Origin of the sequence: Kitasatospora sp. NPDC087861 (assembly GCF_044742585.1) — a bacterium.
Lineage (GTDB): Bacteria > Actinomycetota > Actinomycetes > Streptomycetales > Streptomycetaceae > Kitasatospora.
On the sequence record NZ_JBIUUS010000034.1, the window covers coordinates 38,698 to 53,954 of the forward strand.

Here is a 15,257-nt window from a genome sequence, read left to right on the forward strand (position 1 = left end):
CCGGACGCGGGGCGCCACGGTCGGCACCGGGAGCACCAGCGGGACGCGGACGGTCGCCACCCGGACGCGGGGCGCCACGGTCGGCACCGGGAGCACCGGCCGGACGCGGACGGTCGCCACCCGGACGGGGACGGTCACCGGAGGGCGCGCCGCCACCCGGACGGGCACCCGGCGCGGCCGGACGACGGTCGCCGGGGCGGGCCATGCCGGTGGCGCTGCCCGAGGTGAACGGGTTGTTGCCCGGACGCGGACCGGCCGGACGCGGGCCCGGACGGGCGCTGCCGCCGGCAGCGGCGGGGGCGGACGCCGGACGCTGGGCCTGGGCGGCCGGGCGCTCGGCGGGGGCCTCGGCCGGAGCCGGGGAGGAGAACTCGGCCGCCGGAGCCGCAGGTGCGGCGGGGCGGGCCGCCGGGCGCGGGCCCGGGGTCGGCGCACCCGCGGGGCGCGGGGCGGCGGGCGCGGCCGGGGCGGCGGGAGCCGCTGCGGCCGGGGTGGGACGGGGGCCCGGGGTCGCGGCAGGGCGCGGACCCGGGGTCGGGGCACCCGGCTTGGGTGCGGCCGCGCCAGCGGCGGAGCCACCGGCGGGCTGGGGCGCCGCGGGCTTGCGCGGGCCCGGCTTGGCAGCGGAACCACCGGTGGTGGGGGCCACTCCCAGAGCGTCAGTCAACTTGCGTACGACCGGCGCCTCGATGGTCGAGGACGCCGAACGGACGAACTCACCGAGCTCGGTGAGCTTGGCCATGACGGCCTTGCTCTCCAAGCCAAGCTCCTTGGCGAGTTCGTAAACCCGGACCTTAGCCACTTCACTCCTGATCTATGAGTCCGGGGTGTCTCGTCCGCCGGACCGTCGCTACTTCATGGGCGTACCCATCGCGTACTCATCGCGTACTCATCGAGTGCTCATCGCAATCTCGACCTACTTCCACTTCGCGAGGTACCTGACTGGTGCACGGCGTGCGGCTGCCCGCGCGCTGTGCTTGTTGCGGTGGTTCTCCGTCGCGCAGAGCGACGGCCGTAGCGGGAGGTTCCCCGGGCGGGCCTGAGTGGACTCAGGGCTCCGGGGTGTCGCCTGCCCGCTCCCCGATGAACTCGCGGAGCCGCTCCGTGTCGAGCGTGCCCTGGAGCCGGAAGGCCCGGGGGAACGCCCGACGGCGGACCGCGAGGTCGAGGCAGGCCGGATCGGGGTGCAGGTGCGCGCCCCGGCCCGGCAGTGCGCCACGGGGATCAGGGACGCAGACGCCCTCGACCGCCGTGACACGCAACAGCTGGTGCTTGGCCGCTCGCTTGCGGCAGCCCACGCAGGTGCGTTCCGGGCGTGCTCGGACATGCGTCCGGCCAGACGAAGGCAAGTCTACCCCTCCGAAGGGACATGGCGCCGCCCCGCCGATCCCGGGGGGAGCGGCGGGGGGCCTTTGGACAGAGCGAGCGGCCGGTCAGCGCCGCACTTAACGGTCGGCGTCCCGGTCGATGTCCCGGTCAGCGTCCCGGCCGCCGTCCTCCGGCTGGCCCTCGGTGTCCGGCCGGATGTCGATCCGCCAGCCGGTGAGGCGGGCGGCGAGGCGGGCGTTCTGCCCCTCCTTGCCGATCGCCAGCGACAGCTGGTAGTCGGGCACGATCACCCGGGCGGAGCGCTGGGCGAAATCGACGATCTCCACGCTGGTCACCCGTGCGGGGGACAGCGCTGCGGCGACCATCTCGCGAGGGTCCTCCGACCAGTCGACGATGTCGATCTTCTCGCCGTGCAGCTCGCCCATCACCGCGCGCACCCGGCTGCCCATCGGGCCGATGCAGGCACCCTTGGCGTTCAGGCCCTGCCGGCGCGACCAGACCGCGATCTTGGTGCGGTGGCCGGCCTCACGGGCGATCGCGGCGATCTCCACGCTGCCGTCCGCGATCTCCGGGACCTCCAGCGCGAACAGCTTCTTCACCAGGCTCGGGTGCGTCCGCGACAGCGTCACCGAGGCCCCGCGGACACCGCGGCGCACCGCCACCACGTAGCACTTCAGCCGGGTGCCGTGCCGGTAGTCCTCGCCCGGGACCTGCTCCTGCGGCGGCAGGATGGCCTCCAGCTTGCCGATGTCGACCAGCACGTTCTTCGGGTCGTTGCCCTGCTGGACGACACCGGTGACGATGTCGCCCTCCTTGCCCGCGTACTCGCCGAAGGTCTGGTCGTCGGCGGCGTCGCGCAGGCGCTGCATCATCACCTGGATGCCGATGCTGGACGCGATCCGGCCGAAGCCGTTCGGGGTGTCGTCGAACTCCTTCGGCTCGACGCCCTCGTCCAGCTCCGCCGGGTCCTCCATCGCCCACACGGTGACGTGGCCGGACTTGCGGTCCAGGTGCACCCGGGCGCGACGGCGCGAGCCCTCGGTGCGGTGGTACGCGGTGAGGAGGGCGGACTCGATGGACTCGACCAGCAGGTCGAAGGGGATGTTCTTCTCGTTGACCAGCGTGCGCAGGGCACTCATGTCGATGTCCACGGCTACGCCTCCTCGTCTTTCGTCACGTTCGTCATGGTCCAGGCGGTGCGCAGGTCACTCCGCACCGTCGTCCCCCTCCTCGGAGGCGTCCGCGAAGTCCGCGGCCTCGTCGAGGAGCTCGTCGTCCTTGCGGTTGAACTCGACCTGGACGCGCGCCCGAGCCACCTCGGCGTACGCCAGACGGCGCTCCTTCGGACGACCGCGGCCCTTCACCGGCTGCACCTCGACCAGCGCGCCGTCCTCGTCCGCCTCCAGCACCCGGGCGACGATCTCCCCGCCGTCGACCAGGTGGATCTTGGCCAGCCGGCCCTCGGCGCGCTGCCAGTGCCGGGGCAGGTCCAGCGGGCGCTCCGCGCCCGGCGAACCGACCTCCAGCAGGTAGGGCTCGTCACCCATCAGGTCCGACTCGTCCAGGGCCTCACCGACCACCCGGCTGAACTCGGCGATGGCGTCCATGTCCACGCCGCCGTCGGTGTCGACGTCGATCTGCACCTGGCGGCGGTTGCCCGCCTTGGTGACCTTGACGTCCTCGAGGTCCAGTCCGGCCTGCGCGGCCAGCGGCTCCAGCAACGCGCGCAGCCGGTCGGTGTGGGTGGTGCTCATCCGGGTGGACTCCTCGGCCGCGTCTGCTGTTGTCAGAAGGTCGCTCCGCACCCTCCGGCGCCGGTCCGGCGCACACCGGGTCACGGCAGCTCGGCCCAAAGCCTAGCCGGTGAAGCCGGGAACCACCGATTCCGGACCACCGCCGACCGGTCGCACGCCACCCACTGCGAGCAAGCTCACACCGGCTCCCGCCGAGCCCCGAGATCCGAAACCAGGCCCGAAATCGTGGGGATTCTGTAATCATTCACGCCAACGAGGACCGGCGGGGAGGCCGCCCTCCCGCACACGCCCCGGAGTGACACCGATGCAGCCGCCCAGCCGACGGAGCTTGCTGGCCCTCGGGCTGCTCGTCCTCACCGCATGTACCAGCGGCTACGACGGCAACGACGCCGCGCCCGGCAACCGCGGCCCGCTGCCGAACCCGGACGAACCGGTCGTGCTGCGCTCCATCGCCGCCACCGACACCCTGCTCAGCGGCTACGACACCCTGCTCGCCGGCCCTGGCGGCGCCCAGGCCGCCCTGCTCCAGCCGCTGCGGGCCGAGGTGGCCCAGCACCGCGCCGCGCTCGCCCACGGCCTGCCCGCCGCCTCGATCCCCCCGGCGCCCCCGGCCACGCCCACACCTTCGGGCCCGGCCACACCGTCGGGCCCATCCACGCCTTCGGGCACGCCGGCCGCCACCCCGACCGCCGCGCCGGTGACCACCCCCGCAGCACTCGCCGCGCTCGAACGGCAGACCGCCCAGACCCGCCTCGCCGACCTGGCCGCCGCCAGCCCGCCGCTCGCCCGCCTGCTCACCTCCGTCGCCGCCTCCGACGTCCTGCACGCCGTCGCACTCGGCGACACCACCGCGTCGGCCACCCCGCCCGCGGCCGCCGGCACGCCCACCGAAACGCCGACCGCGCCCCCGGGCGACAAGCCCACCGGCTCCCCCTCCCCCTCGGCCACTCCCTCCACCGCCGCGGCCGTCACCGCCCTCCAGGGCGCGCTCGGCGCCGAACACGCCGCCGTCTACGGCTACGGCGTGGTCGGCGCCCGGCTCCCCGAGGACCAGCAGCGCGCCGACGCCCGCACCGCCTACGCCGCCCACGAGGCCCGGCGGGACTCCTGGCAGCGGCTGCTCGCCTCCCTCGGCGCCACCCCGACCGCCGCCGCCGGCGGCTACCAGCTCCCGTTCGCCGTCACCGACACGGCCGGCGCCACCCGGCTCGCCGCCCACCTCGAAACCCGGCTCACCGCCGTCTACGCCGACCTCGTCGCCGCCGTCCCCGGCCCCCAGCGGAGCGCCGCCGCCGACGCCCTGCGCGAGTGCGCCCTGCGCGCCCACCGCTGGGGCGCCGCCGACACCGCCTTCCCCGGCATCCCCGAGCCCCTCCCCACTCCCACCGCCGCCCCTCCGGCCACCCGGCCTTAGGGTCTGTCCGGCCCGCGCCGCTGACCTGCGGTTTCCCGTCCATGGCCGACAATGGACGGGTAGTACCAACGGGGGAGCGTCAACCGGAAGGCCGGCATGTCGGGAGCAGCACCGCAGATCACCGTCCCCACCTGGCTGGCGCGCAGCGTCACCGCGAGCCAGGGCGAGCCGGGCCGGCAGTGGCTGGCCGGGCTCCCCGCGCGGGTGGCCACGTACCTGGCGCGCTGGGACCTCACCCTGGAGCGGGTGCTCGACCCCGGCGGCAGCCTGAGCCTGGTCGGGTACGTCCACCGTGACGACCTCTCCCCCGCCGTCCTCAAGACCGGACTGCGCACCCCCGAGACCGCCCTGGAGCACGCGGCGCTCGCCCACTGGGCCGGCCGCGGGGCCGTCCTGCTGCTGGACTCCGACCCGGCCGAGGGCGTCCTGCTGCTGGAGCGGCTGCACGGGGAGATCCCGCTGCGCTCACTCGCCGAGGCGAAGGCGATGCTGGAAGCGACCAGCCTGCTGCACCGGCTCTGGTCCGACCTGCCGGAGGGCCACCCGTTCCCGTCGCTCGCGACACGGACCGCCGACACCTCGGAGCGGCTGCAAGGACTCCGCGCCCTTCCCGGAGCGGCCGAGGCCCAGTCGCTGGTCACCGAGGCGCTGGAGACGGCCGACGGCCTGGCCGGCTCCGCCACCGAGACCTTCCTGCTCCACGGGGACTTCCACCACGGCAACGTGCTCGCCGCCGACCGGGCACCCTGGCTGGCGATCGACCCGCGCCCGCTGGCCGGCGAGCGCGCCTTCGACCTGGCCCGGCTGGCCCTGGACCGGGCGGACACCCTGGTCGGCTCCCCGGGCGTGGCCGCGGCCGTCCGCCGCCGGCTGCACCAGCTCGCGGACGCGCTGGAGGTGGACCGGGAGCGGCTGCGCGGCTGGACGCTGTTCCGGGCCGTCGACCTCGCCCTGCGGGCCCTGGCGGCCGGCCGCCAGGAGGACGCCGAGCTCTACCTGGAGTTCGCCGGGGCGCTTTAGGGCGGGTCCGACGATTCCCGCCGGGCGTGCGACGCGCATCGTCGGACCCGCCCTGGCTAGCTAGGCCCTGGACGCGCCGGGCTCGCGCAGCGGAAGCCGCGCCCCCATCACCGCGTACAGCCGGTCCGTCGCGGGGAAGCGCACCGCGCGGGCGAGGTCCTGGTAGCCGAGCGCCCGGTAGAGGCGTCGCGCGGGGGTCTCCGCGTCGATCGCGGAGAGGATGCTGCGGTCCAGCCCGGAGTGCTCGCAGAGGGTGCGGATCAGCCGGGAGCCGACGCCCTGGCCCTGGAATTCGGGCAGCACGTGCAGCTCGGTGACGGCGAACACGTCGTCCAGCCAGCCGCCGTGGCCGCCCGCGCTCAGGTAGGGCTCGATCACCGTGCTCCACCAGTGCTCGCGCTGGTTGGGCATCCCGTAGCCGAAGCCGACCAGCCGATCGTCGCTCATCGCGCCGAACGCGATCACCCCGGCCTGGCGGGCGTGCCGTCCGACGATGTGCAGCCGGACCGCGACCTCCTCGGACGTCAGGCCGAACGCCACCGCCTGGACCTCCAGCGCCTGCGGCGCCCAGGCCGCAAGGTCGATGGCCTCGATCGTCACCCCGGTCAGCTGATCCATGCCCCGGACGTTACTACTAGCGGGCCGGTGGCGCGGGCGAGGATCGGAACCGAACACCCGGGGCCCGGAGTCAGAACAGGACGCTCATGAAGACGCCCACCTCGCGGAACCCCACCCGCCGATACGCCGCCCGGGCCCGCAGGTTGAAGTCGTTGACGTAGAGCGAGACCACCGGGGCGACCTCGCGCAGCGCGATGTCCAGGACGGCGGCCATGCCGCTCTCGGAGAGGCCCTGGCCCCGGTACGCGGGGGCGACCCAGACGCCCTGGACCTGGCAGGCGCCCTCGGTGACGGCGCCGATCTCGGCCTTGAAGACCACCTGGCCGTCCTCGGTGAAACGCGCGAACGACCGCCCGGTGGTGACGAGTTCGGCGACCCGGGCCTGGTAGAGCAGGCCGCCGTCGCCGGCCAGCGGGGAGACCCCGACCTCCTCGGTGAACATCGCCACGCAGGCGGGCAGCAGCGCCTCGACCTCGTCGCGCCGTACCCGCCGCACCAGCGGGTCGGGGGCGATCTCGGCGGAGGGCGCGGTGGTGGCCATCAGCGGCTGGTGGGCGCGGACTTCGCGGGCCGGGCCCCAACTGCGTTCCAGCAGCGCCCAGAAGGCGGCGGTGGCCTCGGCCGGTCCGACGATCGAGGAGCAGCGGCGGCCCTGCCGACGGGCCCGCTCGGCGAAGGCGGCGACGGCCTGCGGCCCGGCGTCGACCAGGACGAGGTTGGCTCCGGCGTAGCAGAGCGCGGCCAGGGTGCCGGCCCCGTCGTACCAGCCCCACATCTCGCCGCCGAGCCGCCACGGGTCCAGGCCGACGGCCTCGACCCGGGTGGCGACGAAGGCGTTGGCGACCGGGTCGCGGTGGAGGACCGCCAGGGCATCCGCGAGGTCGGGGGGCTCCAGCACGCGGGTGGTGGCCAGGGAGCGGGCGGCCTGGAACGAGCCGGGGAGCATCACACCTCGATCGAGCATCGAGACAGCACCTCACTGAGACGAATCTGGCCGCACCCTACTCCGTGGCCCCACCCGGCTACGGCCGCGGGGCCGTCCGCGAACGGACGGCCCCGCTTCCGGAAAACTGCGCGCGGCGCACCCGCGCGGACCCCGCGCGGTCAGTCGGCGGCGACGACGGTCGGCGTACCGGCCTCGACGCCCGCCTCCTGCATCTGCTCGGCGAGCTTGAGCGCCTCCTCGATCAGGGTCTCGACGATCTTCGACTCGGGGACGGTCTTGATGACCTCTCCCTTGACGAAGATCTGGCCCTTGCCGTTGCCGGAGGCGACGCCGAGGTCGGCCTCGCGGGCCTCGCCCGGACCGTTGACGACGCAGCCCATGACGGCGACGCGCAGCGGCACCTCCATGCCCTCCAGCCCGGCGGTGACCTCCTCGGCGAGCTTGTAGACGTCGACCTGGGCGCGGCCGCAGGACGGGCAGGAGACGATCTCCAGGCCGCGCTGGCGCAGGCCGAGGGACTCCAGGATCTGGTTGCCGACCTTGATCTCCTCGGCCGGCGGGGCGGAGAGGGAGACCCGGATGGTGTCGCCGATGCCCTCGGCGAGCAGCGCGCCGAAGGCGACCGCGGACTTGATGGTGCCCTGGAAGGCGGGGCCGGCCTCGGTGACGCCCAGGTGCAGCGGGTAGTCACAGGCGGCGGCGAGCTGGCGGTAGGCGTTGATCATCACGACCGGGTCGTTGTGCTTGACCGAGATCTTGATGTCGCGGAAGTCGTGCTCCTCGAACAGCGAGCACTCCCAGAGCGCGGACTCGACCAGGGCCTCGGGGGTGGCACGGCCGTACTTCTCCAGCAGGCGCTTGTCGAGCGAGCCGGCGTTGACGCCGATCCGGATCGGCACGCCGGCGTCCCGGGCGGCCTTGGCGATCTCGCCGACCTTGTCGTCGAAGGCCTTGATGTTGCCCGGGTTGACGCGGACCGCGGCGCAGCCGGCGTCGATCGCGGCGAAGACGTACTTCGGCTGGAAGTGGATGTCGGCGATCACCGGGATCTGGGACTTCTTGGCGATGATCGGCAGCGCGTCGGCGTCGTCCTGGGAGGGGACGGCGACCCGGACGATCTGGCACCCGGACGCGGTGAGCTGGGCGATCTGCTGCAGCGTGGCGTTGATGTCCGAGGTCACGGTGGTGGTCATCGACTGCACCGAGACGGGGGCGTCGCCGCCGACCGGTACGTTGCCGACCATGATCTGCCGGGATACACGGCGCTTGGCGAGCGGCTTGAGCGGCAGGGACGGAATACCGAGCGAGATCGCGGTCATGTGCGCAGGGTTCCCCGGGGTTGAGGTGTGGTCGACCGCCCGGCCGTTGGGACGGCCGAGGCCAGGCGCGCGATCGAGACGCGCCCGGCCCCCACGGTACGGCACGGCGCCGGGCCCCAGCACACCCGCCGTCCCCGGACCCGCTAGCCGATCTTCACCGGGTTCACCAGGTCGGCGACCATCACCAGCAGGGTGAAGCCGATGAAGACGCTGGCCACGACGTACGCCACGGGCATCAGCTTGGCGACGTCGAAGGGGCCCGGGTCGGGCCGCCTGAACATCCGTGCGAAGCGGCGCCGGACCGCCTCCCAGGCCGCACCGGCGATGTGGCCGCCGTCCAGCGGGAGCAGCGGCAGCATGTTGAACAGGAAGAGCGAGAGGTTGATGCCGGCCAGCAGGTTCACGAAGATCGCGACCCGCTGGGTGGCCGACTCGTGGAGCGAGAACACCTCGCCGCTGACCCGGGCCGCGCCGACCATCCCGATCGGCGAGTCCGGGTCGCGCGGGGCGTCACCCACCACGGCGTTCCACAGGCCCGGGATCTTGCCGGGCAGCGCGGCCAGCGACTTCACCCCGTTCTCGGCCATGTCGTACATCCGGTCGACGGACTGCCCGAAGCCGAGCTGGACGGTTTCGGTCTTGGGGGTGAACCCGAGGAACCCCGCCTGAACGGTCTGGCCCTTCACCGGCACGCCTCTGCCGTCGTACTTCTGCACGTCGTTGACGGCGATGGTGGGCTTGAAGGTGAGCCGCTCACCGCCGCGGTCCACGACGATCTCCACCTGCTTGCCGGCCGACTTCCGGATGTCCGCCTGGAACTGGTCGTAGTCGCGGATCCGGTCGCCGTCGAAGGAGAGCACCTTGTCGCCCTGGCGCAGACCCACCTCGTTGGCCGGGGTCTTGGGCGCGTCGGCGGGGCAGGTGTCGGTGGGCTGGCCGGCCTTGACGACGCACTGGGCGACCGAGCCGATGGTCGGCACCGCCATGGAGACGCCGAAGCCCATCATGACGGTCAGGAACAGCCCGAAGGCCAGGATCAGGTTCATGAACGGCCCGGCGAACATGACGATGATCCGCTGCCAGGGCTTGCGGGTGTAGAACAGCCGGTGCTCGTCGCCCTCCTGGAGCTCCTCGTAGGAGGCCTCCCGGGCGTCCTCGATCATGGTCCGCCAGGGCGAACTGCTGCGCTTGGTGATCCGGCCGTCCTCGCCGGGCGGGAACATCCCGATCATCCGGATGTAGCCGCCCAGCGGGATCGCCTTGAACCCGTACTCGGTGTCGCCCTTCTTGCGCGACCAGACGGTCGGGCCGAAGCCGACCATGTACTGCGGCACCCGGATGCCGAACAGCTTGGCCGTGGAGAGGTGGCCGAGCTCGTGCCAGGCGATCGAGACGAGCAGCCCGACCGCGAAGACCAGGATGCCGACCACCGTCAAAACCATTGCCACCGCTGGTCCTCCATGCCGCTCCGCTCGTCGTCTTGTCTTACCGCAGTCGCGCCGGGCCGGACACCCGGCACGGGCGTTCCCGGCCGGGAACGCCCCACGCCGTCAACCCGCCGCCGTCAGCCCGCCGCCAGCTCGCGGGCCCGGGCGCGGGCCCAGTCCTCCGCGTGCAGGACGTCCTCGACCGTCAGGGAAGTTCCCGGAACGGGCGTGCCGTGCTCGGCGACGACCTTGGCAACAGTGTCCACGATTCCCGTGAACGCGAGGCGGCCCTGCAGGAACGCCTCCACGCACTCCTCGTTCGCCGCGTTGAAGACCGCCGGGGCGGTACCGCCCAGGGTGCCCACCTCACGGGCCAGCTCCACCGCCGGGAAGGCGTCGTTGTCCAGCGGGAAGAACTCCCAGGTCGCGGCCTTGGTCCAGTCGCAGGCGGGGGCGGCGTCCGGCACCCGCTCCGGCCAGCCCAGGCCCAGTGCGATCGGCATCCGCATGTCCGGCGGGCTGGCCTGCGCCAGCGTCGAACCGTCGGTGAACTCCACCATCGAGTGCACCACCGACTGCGGATGGACCACGACCTCGATCCGGTCGAACGGCACGTCGTACAGCAGGTGCGCCTCGATCACCTCCAGGCCCTTGTTCACCAGGGTGGCCGAGTTGATCGTGACCACCGGGCCCATCGCCCAGGTCGGGTGCGCCAGCGCGTCCTGCGGGGTCACCCCGGCCAGCTGCGCACGGGTCCGGCTGCGGAACGGGCCGCCGCTGGCCGTCACCACGAGCTTGCGCACCTCGGCCCGGGTGCCGCCGGCCAGCGCCTGGAACAGCGCGGCGTGCTCGGAGTCCACCGGCACGATCTGCCCCGGCTTCGCCACCGCCTTCACCAGCGGGCCGCCGACGATCAGCGACTCCTTGTTGGCCAGCACCAGCACCCGGCCCGCCGCCAGCGCGGCCAGCGTCGGGCGCAGCCCGATCGACCCGGTGATGCCGTTCAGCACCGAGTGGCACTCCATCGCGGCCAGCTCGGTCGCCGCGTCCGGCCCCGCCAGCACCGCCGGCAGCGGACCGCCGGCCGCCTTCTCCGCCAGCGCCGCGCGCAGCGCCGGCTCGGCCGCCGGGTCCGCCACCGCCACCGTGTGCACGCCCAGCCGCAGCGCCTGCTCGGCGAGCAGCTCCACCCGGCCACCGGCCGCCGACAGGGCGACCACCCGGAAGCGGTCCGGGTTGCGGAGCACCACGTCGATGGCCTGGGTGCCGATCGACCCGGTCGAACCGAGGATCACCAGCTCCCGGGGGCCGGAAGGGTCCTGCACGATGGGCGTGAACCGCAGCTGCGGGTGGGCGAGCGAAGTCATGCGCCCATTGTGTCCTGCCCGCAGCCCTCCGCAGGACCCCCCTCGACCGAACGCCCGACAGGGGACCGCCACCGCGCGACGGCTCTCCACAGGACGCCGGGGCCCGCCCCGGGCTACCGTCGGAGCCATGCGTACCGTCATCGCCGGGGGCCACGGACAGATCGCGCTGAAGCTCGAACGGCTGCTCGCCGCGCGCGGCGACCGGCCCGCCGGGATCATCCGCCGCCCCGAACAGGCCCAGGACCTCGCCGACGCCGGAGCCGAACCGCTGCTGCTCGACCTGGAGTCCGCCACCGCCCCGCAGCTCGCCGAACTGCTCGCCGGCGCCGACGCGGTGGTCTTCGCCGCCGGCGCCGGACCGGGCAGCGGCGCCGCCCGCAAGAACACCGTGGACCGCGACGCCGCCGTCCTCCTCGCCGACGCCGCCGAACTCGCGGGCGTCCGGCGCTACCTGATGGTCTCCTCGATGGGCGCCGACGCCGACGCCCACCACCCCGCCGACGAGGTCTTCGAGACCTACCTGCGGGCCAAGGGCGCCGCCGACGACGCCGTCCGGGCCCGGACCGGGCTGGCCTGGACGGTGCTGCGCCCCGGCCGGCTCACCGACGGCCCCGGCACCGGCCTGGTCCGGCTCGCCCCCTCGGTCGCGCGCGGCGCCGTGGACCGGGCCGACGTCGCCGCCGTGCTCGCCGCGCTGCTGCGCGAACCGGGCACGGCCGGGCAGACGCTGGAACTCGTCGCCGGCAACGCCACGATCGAGGAGGCCGTCACCGTCGCGGCCGGGCACAACGGCTGAGCCACAGCGGGGCGCCGGACCGGCCCCGGCACGCGCGAAGGGCCCGGTCACCGGACCGGGCCCTTCGTCGGGGTCGCTCAGCGGGGGTCGATCAGAGGTCGAGGCCGGTGAGGACCAGGACCTTCTCGACCGTGTAGTCGTCCATCGCGTAGCGGACGCCCTCGCGGCCGACGCCGGAGTCCTTGACGCCGCCGTACGGCATCTGGTCGGCGCGGTAGGACGGCGCGTCGCCGATGATCACACCGCCGACCTCCAGCTCCCGGTGGGCGCGGAAGGCGGTCTGCAGGTCGTGCGTGAACACGCCCACCTGCAGGCCGAACGGCGAGTCGTTGGCGGCCGCGAACGCCTCGTCGACACCGTCCACCCGGTGCAGCGACAGGACCGGGCCGAACACCTCGGCCTTGGCCAGGATCGCGTCCGCCGGCAGCTCGGCCAGCACGGTCGGCGCGTAGGTCGCGCCCTCGCGGGTCCCGCCGGCGAGCACCTTGGCGCCCTTGGCCACCGCGTCGTCCACCCAGGACTCCACCCGCTTCGCGGCGTTCTCGTCCACCAGCGGGCCGACGTCCGTCGCGTCGTCGTTCGGGTCACCGGTGACCTGCGCCTTGACCTTGGCCACGACCTTCTCCACCAGCGCGTCGTACACCGACGCGTCGGCGATCACCCGCTGCACCGAGATGCAGGACTGGCCGCCCTGGTAGTTGGCGAACATCGCGATCCGGGTGGCCGCCCAGTCGAGGTCGGCCTCCGAGGACCAGTCGGCGAGCACCACGGCCGCGGCGTTGCCGCCCAGCTCCAGGGTGCAGTGCTTGCGCGGCACCGAGTCCATGATCTGGTAGCCGACCTTGTCCGAACCGGTGAAGGAGATCACCGGCAGGCGCTTGTCCTGCACCAGCGCCGGCATCCGGTCGTTCGGCACTGTCAGGATGCTCCAGGAACCGGTCGGCAGGTCGGTCTCGGCCAGGATCTCGCCCAGCACCATCGCCGACAGCGGGGTCGCCGGGGCCGGCTTCAGGATGATCGGGGCGCCGACCGCGATCGCCGGGGCGACCTTGTGGGCTACCAGGTTCAGCGGGAAGTTGAACGGGGCGATCCCCAGCACCACACCGCGCGGGAAGCGGCGCACCACCGCGAAACGGCCCACGCCGCCCGGGTCGGTGTCCAGCCGCATCGTCTCGCCGTTGGTCCGGCGGGCCTCCTCGGCCGCCCAGCGGAAGACCGAGACGGCACGGCCGACCTCGCCGCGGGCCCACTTGATCGGCTTGCCGTTCTCCGCGGTGATCAGCTGGGCGATCTCCTCGGTACGCTCGGTCAGGCGCTTGGCCACGTGGTCCAGCGCGGCGGCGCGCTGGTGCGCGGGCGTGGCGGCGAACACCGGCAGCGCGGCGACGGCGGCGTCCAGCGCCTCCTCGACCTGGGCCTCGGTCGGGATGCTCACCGTGCCGACCAGACGGCCGTCCCAGCTGTTGTGCACCTCGAAGTCGGCGTCGCCGCTCGCCCGGCGGCCGGCCAGCCAGAAATCGTACGTGGTGGTCACCGTGGTACCGGCCCTCTCCTCGTCGTCGTCAGGCCCACGGGAGTGGGACCCGAACCCGAGGGTAGGTGGGGCGGCGGGCCGACCGGATTGGCCGACCAGGAGTGTTCGACTCCGAGGCCACTCCATCCCGTCCAGGGCCTGCGGTCACTCCTCGCCGGAGCGCAGCGCCAGCCACAGCTCCATCCGCACGTCGGTGTCGTCCAGCGAACGCCCCAGCAGTTCCTCGACCCGGCGCATCCGGTAGCGCAGCGTGTGCCGGTGCACCCCGAGATCGGCCGCCGCCGCGTCCCACTGCCCGTGTCGGGACAGCCACGCCCGCAACGAGGCCACCAGATCACCGCGGGCCGTCCGGTCGTGCTCGCGCAGCGGCCGCAGCAGCCCCTCGGCGAACGCCGTCACGGCGTCCTCCCCGAGCAGCGGCAGCAGCGAACCCGCGCCGACCTCCTCGTGGTCCACCGACCGCCGGCCGCCGCGCAGCGCCACCGCCAGCGCCCGCTCGGCCTGCGCGTGCGCCGTCCCGGCCTCCTCCAGCGCGGCCGGCGCGGACACGCCCAGCGACAGGCCCTCGTGCTCCTCGACCGCGCCCAGACAGGCCCGGTGCACCGCGCCGTTGTCCAGCGCCAGCACCATCAGCCGCGGCCCGTGCGCCCCTTCCTCCCGCGCCACCAGCAGCTTCTCGCCCACCCGGGCGCCCGCCTGCTCGGCCCGGTCCCCCAGCTCCCCGAGGGCCTCCGCGGCCTCCGCGTTCGGCCCGGCCCCGGCCACCAGAACCCGTATCGTCCCCTCCGGCAGGCCGCCGAACAGCCCCACCGCCACCTGGCGGGCCGTCGCCACCTCTCCCGCCAGCACCATCCGCAGCAGCGCCGCGCCCATCCGCTCCTCCGCCTGCCGCAGCTCGCGCGAGCGCTCCAGCGTCAGGGTCAGCAGCGCCACCGCCGCGTTCAGCACGTACCGCTCGGTCGGGGTGATCCGGTCCTCGGTCCCCACCGCCAGGAAGCCCCGGGCCCGCCGGTCCGCCCCCAGCGACTGGACCACCACGTAGTCCTCGTCCGCCGTGTCTATCCCCGGCGCCCGCCCCTGCAGCGCGGCACTCGACGGCGCCGGGCGCCGGCGCAGCCGGTCCACCTCCGCCGCCAGCCGCCCCGCCCGGCGCGCCGCCCAGTCGGGCGCCACCACCGACAGCGCCCCCGACCCGTCGTACAGCGCGGCCCACCCGCCCAGCCGGGCCGCCAGCCGGCGCACCACCGCCGTCGTGCCGTCCTTGCCCAGCGCGGCCCGGGTCAGCTCCTCCTGCGCCTCGAAGGAGGTCGTCACCGCCTCGTACTGCTCCGCGGCCAGCGCCGCCGACACCACCTTGCTGATCGCGATGAACGGCGTCGGCTCCGGCACCCGCAGCAGCGGCAGCCCCCGCTGCGCGGCCGCGTCCACCAGCGGCTGCGGCACCTCCGTGTGCGACAGCCCCACCCCCAGGCCCAGTCCCACCACCCCGGCGTCGGCCAGCCGGTGCACGTACGCCTGCAGCCGCGCCGCCGTACGGCCCAGCTTGATCCCGGTGGTGAGCAGCAGCTCGCCACCCTCCAGGAACGGCGTCGGGTCGTCCAGCTCGCTGGTGTGCACCCAGCGGACCGGCCGCTCCAAGTGGTCCGCGCCGGCGAGGACCGTCAGATGGAGCGAGCTGTTGCGGACAACGGAGGCGAGTGTGGGGGGCATGGCACCTTCGGGGGATCGACCTG

Annotated in this window: 14 protein-coding genes; 3 read left to right on the forward strand and 11 right to left on the reverse strand. The window is 74.0% G+C overall.

Going from position 1 to position 15,257, the window contains the following annotated elements:
- The 4 genes from ACIOJE_RS33160 to rimP all read right to left on the reverse strand — a co-directional run.
- Nucleotides 1–802: translation initiation factor IF-2 N-terminal domain-containing protein (locus ACIOJE_RS33160; protein ID WP_400781364.1), on the reverse strand; the 802-nt coding region annotated here is incomplete at its 3' end.
- 247 nt (nt 803–1,049) lie between these two features.
- Complete coding sequence (locus ACIOJE_RS33165) at nt 1,050–1,349, reverse strand: YlxR family protein (RefSeq protein ID WP_400781323.1); 300 nt, start codon at nt 1,347–1,349, stop codon at nt 1,050–1,052.
- Nucleotides 1,350–1,445: 96 nt separating this feature from the next.
- Entirely contained in the window at nt 1,446–2,480 is a 1,035-nt protein-coding gene (nusA, locus tag ACIOJE_RS33170) for a transcription termination factor NusA (RefSeq protein WP_280685392.1), read from the reverse strand.
- 54 nt (nt 2,481–2,534) lie between these two features.
- A complete protein-coding gene (gene rimP / locus ACIOJE_RS33175) occupies nt 2,535–3,083 on the reverse strand; it encodes a ribosome maturation factor RimP (RefSeq protein WP_400676779.1) in 549 nt (182 codons plus the stop codon).
- Between the two features lie 820 nt (nt 3,084–3,903).
- Between rimP and ACIOJE_RS33180 the strand changes: the two genes are divergently transcribed.
- The gene (locus tag ACIOJE_RS33180; RefSeq protein WP_400781366.1) at nt 3,904–4,497 is read left to right on the forward strand and encodes a ferritin-like domain-containing protein; all 594 of its coding nucleotides are present in this window, start codon (nt 3,904–3,906) and stop codon (nt 4,495–4,497) included.
- A 96-nt stretch (nt 4,498–4,593) separates the two neighbouring features.
- Nucleotides 4,594–5,517: an aminoglycoside phosphotransferase family protein gene (locus tag ACIOJE_RS33185; RefSeq protein WP_400781326.1), complete on the forward strand. Its 924-nt coding sequence runs from the start codon at nt 4,594–4,596 to the stop codon at nt 5,515–5,517.
- A gap of 60 nt (nt 5,518–5,577) precedes the next feature.
- Here the strand turns inward: ACIOJE_RS33185 and ACIOJE_RS33190 are convergent, their stop codons facing one another.
- The 5 genes from ACIOJE_RS33190 to dxr form a co-directional block, all read right to left on the reverse strand.
- Entirely contained in the window at nt 5,578–6,135 is a 558-nt protein-coding gene (locus ACIOJE_RS33190) for a GNAT family N-acetyltransferase (protein ID WP_280685395.1), read from the reverse strand.
- 70 nt (nt 6,136–6,205) lie between these two features.
- Complete coding sequence (locus ACIOJE_RS33195) at nt 6,206–7,081, reverse strand: GNAT family N-acetyltransferase (RefSeq protein WP_280685417.1); 876 nt, start codon at nt 7,079–7,081, stop codon at nt 6,206–6,208.
- 158 nt (nt 7,082–7,239) lie between these two features.
- A complete protein-coding gene (gene ispG, locus ACIOJE_RS33200; RefSeq protein WP_280685396.1) occupies nt 7,240–8,400 on the reverse strand; it encodes a flavodoxin-dependent (E)-4-hydroxy-3-methylbut-2-enyl-diphosphate synthase in 1,161 nt (386 codons plus the stop codon).
- Between the two features lie 143 nt (nt 8,401–8,543).
- Complete coding sequence (locus ACIOJE_RS33205; protein WP_400781331.1) at nt 8,544–9,848, reverse strand: M50 family metallopeptidase; 1,305 nt, start codon at nt 9,846–9,848, stop codon at nt 8,544–8,546.
- Nucleotides 9,849–9,964: 116 nt separating this feature from the next.
- Nucleotides 9,965–11,194 (reverse strand): 1-deoxy-D-xylulose-5-phosphate reductoisomerase, encoded by a 1,230-nt coding sequence (gene dxr / locus ACIOJE_RS33210; RefSeq protein ID WP_400781333.1) that lies wholly within the window; start codon nt 11,192–11,194, stop codon nt 9,965–9,967.
- Nucleotides 11,195–11,321: 127 nt separating this feature from the next.
- On the opposite strand from dxr, the gene ACIOJE_RS33215 reads away from it, so the two are divergent.
- The gene (locus tag ACIOJE_RS33215; protein WP_400781335.1) at nt 11,322–11,990 is read left to right on the forward strand and encodes an NAD(P)-binding oxidoreductase; all 669 of its coding nucleotides are present in this window, start codon (nt 11,322–11,324) and stop codon (nt 11,988–11,990) included.
- 91 nt (nt 11,991–12,081) lie between these two features.
- Here ACIOJE_RS33215 and ACIOJE_RS33220 read toward each other — a convergent pair whose 3' ends face one another.
- Both ACIOJE_RS33220 and ACIOJE_RS33225 read right to left on the reverse strand, forming a co-directional pair.
- On the reverse strand, nt 12,082–13,524 hold the full coding sequence (locus tag ACIOJE_RS33220) for an aldehyde dehydrogenase family protein (RefSeq protein ID WP_400676768.1): 1,443 nt from the start codon (nt 13,522–13,524) through the stop codon (nt 12,082–12,084).
- A gap of 144 nt (nt 13,525–13,668) precedes the next feature.
- On the reverse strand, nt 13,669–15,234 hold the full coding sequence (locus tag ACIOJE_RS33225) for a PucR family transcriptional regulator (RefSeq protein WP_280685402.1): 1,566 nt from the start codon (nt 15,232–15,234) through the stop codon (nt 13,669–13,671).
- Nucleotides 15,235–15,257: the final 23 nt, after the last annotated feature.